Annotated in this window: 14 protein-coding genes; 6 read left to right on the forward strand and 8 right to left on the reverse strand. The window is 51.0% G+C overall.

Annotated features, from left to right (window positions below; all coding sequences use genetic code 11):
• Positions 1–47: 47 nt before the first annotated feature.
• From BMY16_RS04210 to BMY16_RS04220, 3 genes are read right to left on the reverse strand one after another with little or no spacing between them, the layout of a single operon-like run.
• Entirely contained in the window at positions 48–509 is a 462-nt protein-coding gene (locus tag BMY16_RS04210; protein ID WP_091840309.1) for a DUF4293 domain-containing protein, read from the reverse strand.
• 12 nt (positions 510–521) lie between these two features.
• Entirely contained in the window at positions 522–854 is a 333-nt protein-coding gene (locus BMY16_RS04215; RefSeq protein WP_091840311.1) for a DNA-directed RNA polymerase subunit omega, read from the reverse strand.
• 27 nt (positions 855–881) lie between these two features.
• A complete protein-coding gene (locus BMY16_RS04220) occupies positions 882–1,709 on the reverse strand; it encodes an outer membrane protein assembly factor BamD (RefSeq protein WP_091840312.1) in 828 nt (275 codons plus the stop codon).
• A gap of 131 nt (positions 1,710–1,840) precedes the next feature.
• Between BMY16_RS04220 and uvrB the strand changes: the two genes are divergently transcribed.
• The 4 genes from uvrB (at position 1,841) to BMY16_RS04235 (ending at position 7,096) form a co-directional block, all read left to right on the forward strand.
• Positions 1,841–3,874, forward strand: coding sequence for an excinuclease ABC subunit UvrB (gene uvrB, locus BMY16_RS04225; RefSeq protein ID WP_091840314.1), 2,034 nt, complete (start codon positions 1,841–1,843; stop codon positions 3,872–3,874).
• 74 nt (positions 3,875–3,948) lie between these two features.
• Complete coding sequence (locus BMY16_RS04230; protein WP_091840315.1) at positions 3,949–4,569, forward strand: DUF4468 domain-containing protein; 621 nt, start codon at positions 3,949–3,951, stop codon at positions 4,567–4,569.
• Complete coding sequence (locus BMY16_RS15420) at positions 4,566–4,739, forward strand: hypothetical protein (protein WP_170835995.1); 174 nt, start codon at positions 4,566–4,568, stop codon at positions 4,737–4,739. Before BMY16_RS04230 ends, BMY16_RS15420 begins: the two co-directional genes overlap by 4 nt.
• A 5-nt stretch (positions 4,740–4,744) precedes the next feature.
• Positions 4,745–7,096: a putative porin gene (locus tag BMY16_RS04235; protein WP_091840545.1), complete on the forward strand. Its 2,352-nt coding sequence runs from the start codon at positions 4,745–4,747 to the stop codon at positions 7,094–7,096.
• Positions 7,097–7,140: 44 nt separating this feature from the next.
• On the opposite strand, the gene menA is transcribed toward BMY16_RS04235, so the two are convergent.
• Positions 7,141–8,058, reverse strand: a complete 918-nt coding sequence (menA, locus tag BMY16_RS04240; protein ID WP_244512876.1) for a 1,4-dihydroxy-2-naphthoate octaprenyltransferase — start codon at positions 8,056–8,058, stop codon at positions 7,141–7,143.
• A gap of 67 nt (positions 8,059–8,125) precedes the next feature.
• On the opposite strand from menA, the gene BMY16_RS04245 reads away from it, so the two are divergent.
• Complete coding sequence (locus tag BMY16_RS04245; protein WP_091840317.1) at positions 8,126–8,767, forward strand: HD domain-containing protein; 642 nt, start codon at positions 8,126–8,128, stop codon at positions 8,765–8,767.
• Here BMY16_RS04245 and BMY16_RS04250 read toward each other — a convergent pair.
• The 3 genes from BMY16_RS04250 to uxaC form a co-directional block, all read right to left on the reverse strand.
• Positions 8,757–8,903, reverse strand: a complete 147-nt coding sequence (locus BMY16_RS04250; protein ID WP_091840318.1) for a sulfate transporter — start codon at positions 8,901–8,903, stop codon at positions 8,757–8,759. The genes BMY16_RS04245 and BMY16_RS04250 overlap by 11 nt on opposite strands.
• Positions 8,903–9,799, reverse strand: coding sequence for an RluA family pseudouridine synthase (locus tag BMY16_RS04255; protein ID WP_091840320.1), 897 nt, complete (start codon positions 9,797–9,799; stop codon positions 8,903–8,905). The genes BMY16_RS04250 and BMY16_RS04255 overlap by 1 nt, the downstream gene beginning before the upstream one ends.
• Positions 9,800–9,887: 88 nt before the next feature.
• Positions 9,888–11,294 carry a glucuronate isomerase gene (gene uxaC, locus BMY16_RS04260; RefSeq protein WP_091840322.1) on the reverse strand — a complete coding sequence of 469 codons (1,407 nt, stop codon included), beginning with the start codon at positions 11,292–11,294 and terminating at the stop codon, positions 9,888–9,890.
• A gap of 107 nt (positions 11,295–11,401) precedes the next feature.
• Between uxaC and BMY16_RS04265 the strand changes: the two genes are divergently transcribed.
• Positions 11,402–12,433, forward strand: a complete 1,032-nt coding sequence (locus BMY16_RS04265; RefSeq protein ID WP_091840324.1) for an asparaginase — start codon at positions 11,402–11,404, stop codon at positions 12,431–12,433.
• A 51-nt stretch (positions 12,434–12,484) separates the two neighbouring features.
• On the opposite strand, the gene BMY16_RS04270 is transcribed toward BMY16_RS04265, so the two are convergent.
• Positions 12,485–13,171: a four helix bundle suffix domain-containing protein gene (locus BMY16_RS04270; RefSeq protein WP_091840326.1), complete on the reverse strand. Its 687-nt coding sequence runs from the start codon at positions 13,169–13,171 to the stop codon at positions 12,485–12,487.
• Between the last annotated feature and the right edge of the window lie 373 nt (positions 13,172–13,544).

The following is a 13,544-nucleotide window of genomic DNA, read 5'->3' on the forward strand; positions in this document are numbered from 1 at the left end:
TTCCTGATACGAAAAAAGCCTCACCAATCGGTGGGGCTTTCTTTATGTTATCTTATTCTATCCATAGACCGGACGAGTTTCTCGTCGGCATTGATAGCGCGACGGGCCATCAGGTAGAGGATGAGGGCGATGGCCGGCAGAACGGCTGGCCATGTAGGACGGAAGGATACCGTGCCCCACGACTTGTCGCCAACGGTCTGTCCCACCACGAAATAGCATACGTACCAACCCACGATGAGCAAGGCGTTGAAGAGACAGAAGAGTGCCTGCACCTTACGGTTGTGGTAGAGGAAGATGGCATAGGTGCCGATGACTGCGGTTGGCAGCAATACAGCCATAAGGGGCCAAGTGTCGAAGTGGTGCTTGCCGAGGGGATCGGTGTACCACAGGTTGAAGACACGAGCCACCTCAAGACCAGCAGCCTTGAAGGAACCTATCTGCATACAAAGACAAATGACGGTCATCACGATGGCCGCCAAAAGATAAAGTGTCTGTTTACGCTGAATCATAATCGCAGGGAATTAGTTCTCCTGATTCTCGCGAGAAGGGTCGCGCCAGTAGACCTTATTCTCTATAAACTCCTGGGTAGCGAGGAGTGTGGGCTTCGGCAGCTTCTCGTAGTAGCGAGAGATCTCGATCTGCTCACGGTTCTCGAAGACCTCCTCGAGGGAGTCGCTATAGGAAGCAAATTCTGCCAGTTTCTTCGACAGGTCTTCCTTGATTTGCAAACTAATCTGGTTGGCACGCTTAGAGATGATGGCCACACTCTCATAGATGTTACCTGTGTCGTTACAGAGATCCATGATGTTGCGTGTAACGGTGTTTACCGGTGCTTTTGACTTTTTGTAATCCATATCTATTAAAATTTCAATATTCAATGATTAATCCTTTATCACTTTCTTGCATTTAGCAATGTATTTCTCAACAGTCTCCACGTTCTTCGACTCGGGGAACTCGTTGATGAATCCATAACATTCGTCCTCGGCATCACGATAGCGCTCGAGACGCTTCTCATCAGAACTATTCTCGGCCAACTGGAACTTACTCTTCACAATCAGCATCATGAACTTCTCGCGCTCATTGCAGAAGGGATAATTCTTCAGGGCGTTCTGGGCGGTGATGATGCTGGCGGTGTAGTTGCTCTCCTCGTTGGAGTTGATATTTCCGAAATAACCACCAAGGTTATAGTAAAGCTCTGCTGATGAGAGTTCCTTCAGGATAAGCTTCTCGTGGAGCTCGTACAGACGATCCTGAGCCTGTGGGCGCAGCTTCGAGTCGGGATAGAGGTCGATGAACTGCTGATAGGCGGTGATGGCACCATTGGTAGGACTCTGGTCGAGGCGGGGCTCGGGGGCACTCTGATAGAGCGACTGACCTACATAGAAGGCGGCAGGCTCGGCATAGATACCACGGGGATAGCTCGAACCATACTTCTTGAAAGTCTCGGAGGCTGCCTCGTAGTCAGCATTACAATACTGGGCCATACCCAACATGTAAAGACACTCTTGGGCCTCGTCGGAACCTTTCTTCATGGTGACGACATCTGACAGCAAGGTGACGGCCTTCTCGAACTTGCCGCGGGCAAAGCACTCCTTGGCATATTCGTACCTCATCTCATTGTCGCCATACTTATAGACGGCATTGAATTCTGAGGCACAGCTGCTCATCAGCAGCGCCACACATGCGAATATGATTATACCTTTCTTCATTTCGGGGTGCAAAGTTACATATTTCATTGAACATTGAACATTGAACATTGAACATTTTCAAAGCATTTAAGGATAATTAACTCAAATATGATTATATTTGATACTCGAATGCACTACCTTTGCACCTCAATATGGGAAAATTTATTCTTACATCCAACTATCAGCCTACTGGCGACCAGCCGGAAGCCATCCGTCAGCTCACGGAAGGATTGGAGCGTGGCGACAGGGCTCAGGTGCTGTTAGGTGTCACAGGTTCAGGCAAGACGTTTACGATGGCGAATGTCATCGCCAACCGTAACCGCCCTACCCTGATTCTGAGTCATAACAAGACCCTTGCGGCCCAGCTCTATGAAGAGATGAAGGGTTTCTTCCCCCAGAATGCCGTAGAGTATTATGTCAGCTATTATGACTATTACCAGCCGGAGGCTTATCTGCCTTCCACTGACACTTATATCGAAAAGGATCTCGCCATCAATGACGAGATCGACAGACTCAGACTTTCTGCCGTATCTAATTTATTGTCAGGCAGAAACGATGTGGTCGTCATTTCTTCCGTCTCATGTATCTACGGTATGGGCAGTCCTGTGGCTTTGCAGGAGAATGTGATTGAGTTGCATGTTGGTCAGAAACTGGACCGCAACATGCTGTTAAGGAAATTAGTACAGGCTCTCTATGTGCGTAATGACCTCGACCTGCAACGTGGTAACTTCCGCGTAAAGGGCGACACCATTGATATTGCGATGGCATATAGTGAGGTGGTGCTGAGGGTGACGTTCTGGGACGACGAGATCGATGCCCTCGAGGAGATGGACAGTGTGACCTTCGACCGACTGGCTAAGTTTGAAGACTACAGGCTCTATCCAGCCAATCTCTTTATGACCTCGCAGGAACAGACCAACATCGCCATCCGCCAGATTCAGGACGATCTGGTGAAGCAGGTAGCTTACTTCGAGGATCTGGGCGATGAGATGAAAGCCGCCCGTATCAAGGAGCGTGTGGAGTATGATATGGAGATGATCAAGGAACTGGGCCACTGTTCGGGTATCGAGAACTACAGCCGCTACTTCGATGGCCGAAAGGCTGGAGAAAGGCCCTATTGCCTGCTTGACTTCTTCCCCGACGACTATCTGTTGTTCATCGACGAGAGTCATGTGTCGGTGCCTCAGTTGCACGCGATGTATGGCGGTGACCGTCGCCGAAAGGAGAACCTTGTGGAATATGGTTTCCGTCTGCCAGCAGCCTTCGACAACCGTCCGCTGAGGTTTGAGGAGTTTCAGGAGGAGGTAAACCAGGTGATCTACGTGAGTGCCACACCAGCCGACTTCGAGTTGGAGGAAGCTGAGGGTGTCGTTGTGGAACAAGTGATTCGTCCTACGGGCTTGCTCGACCCAGAGATTGAGGTGCGTAAGAGTGAGAACCAGATCGACGACCTGATGGAAGAGATTCTCGTCCGCAAGGAACGGGGCGAACGGGTGCTGGTGACGACCATCACCAAGCGCTTTGCCGAGGAACTGAGTGAATACCTCTTGAATCACGGCATCAGTACCTCCTATATTCATAGTGATGTGGCCACCCTCGACCGTGTGAAGACACTCAACGACCTGCGTCAAGGGGTCTATGATGTGCTGGTGGGTGTAAACCTGTTGCGTGAGGGTCTTGACCTGCCAGAAGTGTCGCTGGTGGCTATCCTCGATGCCGACAAGGAGGGATTCCTGCGTAATCACCGGAGTCTGACGCAGACCGCTGGACGAGCCGCAAGAAACGTGAACGGTAAGGTAATCATGTATGCCGACACCATCACGGCCTCGATGCAGCTGACCATAGACGAGACCCTGCGCCGACGCACGAAGCAGATACGTTATAACGAGGAACACGGTATCACCCCGAAACAGATTGTCAGGAACCTCACCTTCAACGCCCTGCAGCGTGACGACCGGGCCGACGTGAAAGAACTGAAGCGGGCATCTGGCATCACAGAAGTAACCCAGGAAGGTATGATGGTTGCCGACCCGATTGTAGAACGTATGACACGAGAGCAGTTGGAGAAGAGCATCGCCGAAACCACACGTCTGATGAAGGAGGCCGCCAAGAGCCTCGACTTCCTGCAGGCAGCCCAGTATCGTGACGAGATTATCCGTCTGCAGAAGGAACTTGAACTAAAATAACGTTAAATCCGCACGCTGGTGCGGATTTGTTGTTTTTTCTTTGTACTTTTGCACCCAAATTAAACATTAAAAATATGAAGAAGTTACTGATAGTCATATTCATGCTGATGCCCATGTTGGCAACGGCTCAGGACAACACCTGGGAGAGAATCGAGCAAGAGCCTGTAGAAAAGGAAAATCCCGACGCCAAATACCTCGTGAAAGGCGTTGTCCCCGAGGTGAACGGCAAGGTGTGCTTCGAGACCAACATCAAAGCACCCGGCAAGTCGGCTGAAGAAATCTACAGCATCCTGCTCCAGCAGATGGAGAAGATGGTGAAAGAGCCCAACCAGATTGCCAACAGTATTGTGGCCGTGAAGGACTCCGTGAACCACGAGCTTGGTGCCGTATTCCACGAATGGCTGGTCTTCAAGAGTGTAGCCCTCTCGCTGGACCGTACGCAGATGAACTTCCAGCTGCTGGTCTCCTGTAAGGACGGTGAGGCGAATGTGAGGATGACGCGCATCACCTATGACTACGATACGGCGCGCACCCCCCAGCACTATTCGGCAGAGGAATGGATTACCGACAAATATGCCGTAAACAAGAAGGGCACTAAACTCTACCCCATCTCCGGCAAGTTCCGTAGGAAGACCATCGACCGTAAGGACTTCATCTTCAATAAGTTTGAATCACTGCTGAACGAAAAGAAATGAGCAAAGACCAAATACGTAACATTCTGAACATCATCTTCATGATTGGAGCCGTGGTGGGCGTCATCCTCTATCTCCAGAAGAACGAGCAGACCCATCAGCTAGGACTCTACATCATCCTCATCTCGATGTGCTTCAAGATCGCAGAGTCTTCGTTGCGCATGATTAAATGAACTTTATGGGTAAAAGACTAAATACGTTGTTGACGATGTTGCTGGTACTGACAGAGCTCAGTGCGCAAAACACCCGTACCTATAATCAGGTTGACGAGAGCGGAAACTTCACCCAGCGCAGTGAGAACGGCAACTTCAACAAGCACAACAACGACACCACCAAGCGTAATAAGGAGATTCCCAAAGGCCTCTACGTGTGGACCATCGACAGGCGTCTGGGTGAGATCACCCCTGCAATACCCGACACCCTGCCCCACCTCTTTCCGAACACCACGCTGAACACGGGCTACTATGGCCAATACAACACCACGGGCAGCAACTATACAGCCCGCATGAGCCGTATCTTCATCGACCGGCCGGAATTCAACAACTTTATCTTCACCCAGCCCTATAGCTTTGCCACGAAAGAGGTCGACAAGTTCCTGTTCATGAACACCTTGTCGCCCTATACCAGCATACTCTATGACGACTGTGGTGACAAGCTCTACGGTGAGGACCATATCGACGGAAAGTTTGCCGTGAATGCCGGCAAGCGCTTCAACATAGGCTTTGACCTCGATTATGCCTATGCCCGAGGCTATTTCAGTAACCAGAGTATCTCGCACTTCAACAGTTCGATATTCTCCTCCTATCGTGGTGACCAGTATCAGCTGCACTTCTTCTTCAATGCCAACCACGAGAAAGCCTCAGAGAACGGCGGTATCACAGACGATCAGTATATCACCCACCCGGAGTCATACCAACAGAACTTCTCCGATGCTGAGATTCCTACGGTGCTCTCTTCCAACTGGAACCGTAACGACCACCAGCATATCTTCCTGAGTCACCGTTATAACCTCGGTTTCTACCGCCTGGTGAAGATGACCGAGGAGGAGATCAAGGCCAGGAAGTTTGCGATGGAGTCGAAGAAAGAGCGGGATGAAAAGAAACAAGACCCGAAGAATGCCGACAATCAGGGCAGACGCGATACAAGCAAGAAACCCCAGAAAGCACCCTCTGGCCGACCTGAAGGAGCCGTCGTGATGGGTAAAGAGCCCCAGAGGGACTCTCTCAACGTGGCGATGGCCGACAGCACCCGTATCAAGGTGAACGGTCAGGCTGCCATCGACAGTCTCAACCGTCTGCAGGCCATTCAGGACTCCATCGATGCCACGATGAAACGTGAGTTCGTGCCTGTCACCAGCTTTATCCACACCTTCGAGTTGAACAACTACGAGCGTATCTATCAGGCTTACAACACCCCCAAGGACTATTACAAGGACCGCTATTACGACAAGGGTGAGGAGTACGGCAACGACTCTATCTACGACACCACGAAGCACCTGCAAATCAAGAACACCTTAGGTCTGGCACTGCTTGAGGGCTTCAATAAATACGTCAAAGCAGGTCTGAAGGCATTCGTCAGTTTCGACCATCGCACATACAAGATGCCCGGTATCCAAAATGGTGTCTACTCCGAATATAAGGAAACTGAGGACGATATCTCCCTCGGTGGTGTGCTCAGTAAGACACAGGGTAAGACGCTCCACTTCAACCTGGCGGCTGAAGCCTGGATGGTGGGTCCCCACAGTGGAGACCTGACCATAGACTTCAGTACCGACCTGAACTTCCCACTCTTCGGCGACAGCGTACAGTTGGCCGCCAACGCCTATATCCACAGGAAGACCCCAGCTTTCTTCGTGAGCAACTACCACTCGAAGCACCTGTGGTGGGACTACGGCGACATGTCTAAAGAGACACGTACCCGCATCGAGGGACTGTTCAGTTATACCAAGACCAATACGGAACTGCGTGTGGCAATGGACAACATCAAGGACTACACCTACTTCGCCATGAGCTACGACGCTACGGAAACAGGTCGCACAAACATGACCTGCAGACCTCTCCAGGAGTCGGACAACATCAATGTGCTCACAGCCCAGCTGCATCAGAACTTCCGCCTAGGTCCCATCAACTGGGAGAACATGATCACCTATCAGCGAAGCAGTAAAGAGGATGTGTTGCCCCTGCCTACATGGAACATCTTCACGAACCTCTACCTGAAGTTCCGTATAGCCAAGGTGCTGGGTGTGGAACTGGGAACAGACGTCACATTCTTCAGCAAATACTACGCTCCAGACTTCTGCCCGGCCATCAACCAGTTTGCCGTCCAGCAGAACGAGGCCAGCCGTGTGGAGTTAGGTGGCTATCCCTTCATGGATGTCTATGCCAACCTGGCACTGAAAGGTGTGAGATTCTTCCTGATGATGACCAACGTGCTCAACGGCTCAGGTAACCACATGAAATTCCTGACGCCTCACTACCCCACCAACGGATCGGTCATCCACTTCGGTGTCTCCTGGCCGTTCTTCAACTAGGGGTCTAGGTTTTCCTAGGACACCCTAGGATTTCCTAGGAGATCCTATACCAGCAGCAGGCCCACGCTCACTAAAAGCCCATAGATAAAGATATTACGCGCTGTTTCTCCCAAGCAGAGATTCAGCGCTTTTCCTTGATAGATGCGCTTGATCTTCAGATAAGTAAAGACATGCATCAGCAGATAAATCAGCGGCAGGACGGTAGCCAGAGGATGCCCATTCATCCAGAATGTAGCCCCTAAGATGATGGCACCGATACCTGCACCCAGATAGAGCTGCAAGCCGCCCTCAGGACCTAAAAGTACGATGAGCGTATTCTTACCCGCCAATCGGTCGTTATCCCTGTCACGGAAGTTATTCACGATGAGCAGCGCATCAATCACCAGTCCGCAGGCTACGGAAGCCAGGAACACCTGCCACGTGACCGTATGCAGCTGGACATAATAGCTGCAGCAGACGGGCACGATGCCAAAGAACAAGAGCACCAGCGCATCACCCAAGCCCTGATAGGAAAAGAACGTCGTATAAAGGAAAGCGAAGATCACGCACAGCATACCCACGAGAATCATCTCCAGACCGCCATAGTAGACTAACGGAAGGCCAATGATACAGGCCAGACAGGTGGTAAGGGCGATGGCCCGCTTCATCGAGTCGAGCTTCACCCACCCCATCGAACAGGCTCGTCTCGGCCCCAGACGCGTCTCAGCGTCGTCATTACCGTTGGCAAAGTCGAAGAAGTCGTTGATGAAGTTCGCATCGATCTGCATGGCGAACGAGAAAAGCAGACAGAGTACAGCCGCCAGCCAACTAAACGAACCGCCCACGTAGAGCGGCGTATCCACCCAAGCCAGAGCCACACCTATCATCACAGGGACAGCAGCCCCAGAAAGCGTCTTCGGGCGGGCTGCCAGAAGCCACGCCTGAGGAGAATCGGTCTTAATTTTTCTTTCTTCCGCCATCATTTTTTCGCTTTTTATTTGCAAAAGTACATAGAAATTCGTATATTTGCAAAAATTTTCTTGATTTTTTATGATTACCAACACGCCAAGCCTGGATTTAGTGGAGTTCGTCGAGACACAGATACTCCCCAAATATGCCGAATTCGATCGTGCCCACAATATGGAGCACGTCACAAGAGTCATCCGCAGCTCACTCGATCTTGTTAAGATAACAGGAGCCGATATCAACATGGTCTACACCATCGCCGCCTATCACGATTTAGGGATGTCGGGCCATCGGGCCGACCATCATATCCGTGGCGGAAAAATCCTCGAGCGCGATGCCAGACTGAAGAAGTGGTTCTCGCCCGAACAGATCAAAATCATGAAGGAAGCCGTTGAAGACCATCGTGCCTCAGCCAGTCGAGCACCACGTAGCATCTACGGGAAAATCGTGGCCGAGGCCGACCGCGACATTGAGCCCCAGGTGGTGATTCGCCGCACCATCCAGTTTGGTTTTGGTCATTATCCTGAGCTCGACAAAGAGGGTCACTGGAAGCGTTTCCTGGAACACATGAACAACAAATACTCCAAGGACGGCTATCTGAAACTTTGGATTCCCGGCTCACCCAACGCAAAGAAGCTCAGCGAGTTGCGCAACCTCATTGAGCAACCCGTTGAACTCCGTAAAGCCTTCGACCAGATCTTTGCCGAAGAGACTGCTAATTCATAAAGTAGAGCCAGTAGATAGCGGCTAAGGCTACTACCATCGCCAGCAGAATCACTGACTTAATCATGCACGAGGCCACCTTCTTCACCACGATGAAGGCGACAATCAGTGCGACCAGAACAAAAATATAATATTCCATTATTTGAACATTTTTCGGAATTCTGTGGGTACAGGAGTCTCAAACTCCATCGGCTCGCCCGTGACGGGATGATGGAAACAGAGCAACCAGGCATGCAGACAGAGACGATGCAGGGGATCGTCACCATTACCGTATTTGGGGTCGCCGCAGACAGGATGCCCCATATCGGCCGAGTGGACACGAATCTGATTCTTTCTTCCCGTCTCCAACTTAAACTCCACGAGTGAGTGCTCCGTGGTACGGGCCAATGTGTGATAATGCGTGATAGCATACTTGCCGCCGTTGTCTACGGGCGACGAGTAGGTAATGTAGGCCTTATTGTCCTTCAACCAGTTCTCGATGGTGCCCTCATCCTGCTCCATCTCCCCCGAGCAGACGGCCACATAACGGCGGTCGTAGACGATATCATGCCAGTTGTGCTCCAAGATCTGCTCCGTCTCCATATCCTTCGCATAGACCATCAGTCCGCTGGTATCACGGTCCAGACGATGCACCACGTGGGCGGTACACTTCTGACGGCTCTTCTTGAAATAGTCGTCGAGCACGGTCTTCACATTAAGCGTAGAATGACCTGCAGCCATCGAGAGGATGCCGACGGCCTTCTCGATGACGATGAGCCACTTGTCTTCATAGACAATCTTCACGTAACGGCTCTTGAAACCCTGTTGGTTGCGCTTGGTCTTGCTCACGGCCACTTTCATGCCGGGCTCCAAGGGGAAATCAAACTGCGAGACGGTCTTGCCGTTCACCTTGATACCCCTACCCTGCAGCGTGGCCTTGATCTTCGTCTTCGTCTGCTGCACGTTTGCCAACAGCCATTCCAGCAGCGGCATGGGCTCGTTCACGACGTAATGGTCGTAGTCACCCTCACGGTTATATCCACTATTATATCTCATATTGGCTGCAAAATTAATAAAAAAACCGCAAACTCCAAAAGTCTGCGGCTCTTTTTCACAAGAATTCTCTTGTGCACTTTTAATTATATTAGTAGAATTTGAAATATCTGCGGGCGTTGTTGTACGAGATATCCTCGACCATACGTCCAAGAATCTCCATATCGCAAGGCAGCAAGCCCTTCTCCACATCGTTGCCGAGCAGGTTGCAGAGGATGCGACGGAAATACTCATGACGCGGATAGCTCAGGAACGAGCGGCTATCGGTGAGCATACCCACGAAGCGGCTCAGCAGACCCAGCACCGAGAGGGCGTTCATCTGACGGATCATGCCATCCATCTGGTCGTTGAACCACCAGCCGGAACCAAACTGGATCTTGCCCGGCTCTCCACCCTGGAAGTTACCCAGCATCGTGGCAATCACCTCGTTGGCACAGGGATTCAGCGTATATAATATGGTACGCGTAAGCTTACCCTTCATGTTCAGCTTGTTCAGGAAGTTCGACATAGCCTTGGCGGTATTGAACTCACCGATGGAGTCGAAGCCCGTGTCAGGACCCAGCTGATTGTACATCGCCGTATTGTTGTCGCGGATGGCACCATAGTGGAACTGCTGTGTCCAGTCGCTGTCGGCATCCATCTCGGCCATCACCGTCAGGAAACAGTTCTTGAACTGGCGTACCTCCATGGTCGACAACTGCTGACCGCGCATAGCCTTCTCGAAGATAGTCTCGATCTGTGAGTCGGTATACTCCTCATCGTAGAACTCCTCAATACCGTGGTCAGAGAGCTTACAACCGTTGCTGGCGAAGAAGTCGTGACGCTTCTGCAAGGCATCCACCATATCGGCAAACTTCACGATGTTCACACCGCTCACCTGAGCCAGCTGCTCCACATACTTGGCAAACTCGGGCTTCTCGATGTTCATGGCCTTGTCGGGGCGCCAGGCGGGAATCATCACAGGGTCGTTCTTTGCCTTGTGCTTGGCATACTCGATATGGTTGTGCAGGTCGTCCACAGGATCGTCGGTGGTGCAGACGCACTCCACATTATAATGACGCATCAATCCGCGGGCAGAGAACTCGGGCTGCTTCAGCTTCTCGTTACACTCGTCGAAAATCTCGCGGGCCGTCTTGGGAGAGAGCTGTTTCTCAATGCCAAAGGCGGTCTTCAGTTCCAGATGGGTCCAGTGGTACAGGGGGTTGCGGAAGGTGTAAGGCACCGTCTCAGCCCACTTCTCAAACTTCTCCCAGTCGCTGGTGTCCTTGCCTGTGCAGTACTTCTCGTCTACACCGTTCGTACGCATGGCGCGCCATTTATAGTGGTCGCCGCCCAGCCAGAGCTCTGTGATGCTCTTAAACCGATGGTCGTTGGCCACCATCTCAGGAATCAGATGACAGTGATAGTCGATGATAGGCATCTTAGCCGCATGGTTGTGATACAGGTCCTGTGCCACCTGGGTCTCCAGAACGAAGTTATCGTCATTGAATTGTTTCATAATTTTGAGTTTGTTTTATAGGTTCTTTAAATTTTTGTGCAAAGATAGCAAAAATCTCATAGAAATCCACTATCTTTGCAGAAAATTACCACGTAAACGTTTGTTTTATGCGCAGCAGAATACTACTCATCTACACAGGCGGCACCATCGGCATGAACCGCAACCCGCACACAGGCGCCCTCGAGCCCTTCGACTTCGAGCACCTGCTACTCAACGTGCCCGAACTGAAACAGTTTGATATCAAGATTGACACCTATCAGTTTGAGCCGCCTATCGACTCCAGCGACATGTCGCCCGCCATGTGGACCGACATCTCCCACTGCATTGCCGACCACTACGACGACTACGACGGTTTTGTGGTGCTCCACGGTACCGACACGATGGCCTATACTGCCTCTGCCCTCTCCTACATGTTGGAGAATCTGACGAAGCCCGTCATCTTCACGGGCTCGCAGCTGCCCATCGGACAGCTCCGTACCGACGGCAAGGAGAATCTCATCACCGCCGTAGAGATAGCCGCAGCGAAGGACGAGGAGGGTCACGCCATGGTGCCTGAGGTAGGCATCTACTTTGGCGGTCATCTGTTACGCGGCAACCGCACCACGAAGCAGAGCGCCGAGGAGTTCAATGCCTTCGAGTCGTTCAACTTCCCCCACCTCGTCGAAGCTGGCGTGAACATCACCTACCATCGCCACCTTATCCTCAAGCCCGACTGGAACAAACCCATGGTGCCCCACTTCCGCCTCGACAACAATGTCATCATCTTCTCGCTCTTCCCTGGCATCCGTGAAGACCTCATCCGTCATATCATCCACACGCCCAACCTCAAGGCCATCGTCATGCGCACCTTCGGCTCGGGCAATGCCCCGCAGAAGACCTGGCTGCTCAACGCCTTGCGCGAGGGTACGCGTAATGGCAAGGTGATTGTCAACATCAGTCAGTGTATGCAGGGTGCCGTGGAGATGGGGCGTTACGACTGCGGTTACCATCTGCAGGAGGCTGGTGTCATCAGCGGCCGGGACTCCACGGTAGAGAGTGCCGTCACGAAGCTCATGTTCCTCCAGAGCCACTATCCCGACGACCCAGAGACCGTCCGCCGCCTCATGTCCCAGAGCCTCCGCGGCGAGATCACCGCCTAGGGGCCTAGAGCCTAGGGGTTCCTAGGCATTCCTAGGTTTTCCTAGGCATTCCTAGGTCATCCTAGGCTCTCCTAGGCCCAGCCTGGCCCTCATCTCCGCGAGCTCCCGCCTCAAAGCAGCATTTTCCGCCTTCAGCTGCTGATTCTCAGCTTCAAGAGTACGCAGATGGTTCTCCTGTTGCTGACGATAGCCTGTGCGAACCGCATACATCCGCTCTTTGATACCACCTTCCGTCACGAAACGGTGCTCCAGTTTCTTGATATAGGCGCACATCATCTTGTCCGTCTGATGGCAGAGGGTAAGCAACATATTCGCCATTTCCTCATCGTTCATTTTTCCCACAAACGGAGCATAGGCTTCGTAGTCATTGTGCGAATGGCAGAATTCACGAAGCCGTTTCTGTCGATTGCTATGAGCCGCCCAAGTCTCAAGATGATGGGTATTCAGATAGTCCTGATAGTCTGAACGAAGCTCTTGAAGACTGCTACGAGCAACATTCAACAAATGGATCTCCATTTGAGAACTGGTCTGCCCGTCTTCGCTACCCTCCACAATATTCTGCTTGCCAGAACGCGCGGCCTGCACCATCTGGTCGACAGTACGATCTCCATAATGAGGCAGAAAACGCTTGCAGAACTCCACTGTCAACTGATATACGGTATCGCTCTTACGATAAAAGTAGAGCTCTTTCCATACAACTGCCTTTTTCAACACTGTCTTATTTGAATCATTTTCCATATTTTGTTAGTTTTAAGGAATTGTTGACGTTTGCGCATGCAAAGGTACAAATAAAATCCAAAATGGCAAAACAATTTGCCGAAAAGTTTGGTTGATGATAACAACCTCCAGACTTACCTGGAGACAAACCTTTACACAAAATTACAAATTACAAATTACAAATTACAATAAGGAGTTTTGGAAGAAAATAGACAAAAATCCTATATATACCTCATATTATATAATTATATATATATAATTATATAATATGGTCTTATATTTTCTACTTTTTAGCCGAAATCGAGCTAAAAAGGTCTTAATGTAATTTGTAATTTGTAATTTGTAATTCTTGGAGAATTTCTTACGAAATCGATTTTAACATATTTAATATATA

This window comes from Prevotella sp. ne3005, from assembly GCF_900110085.1.
Lineage (GTDB): Bacteria > Bacteroidota > Bacteroidia > Bacteroidales > Bacteroidaceae > Prevotella.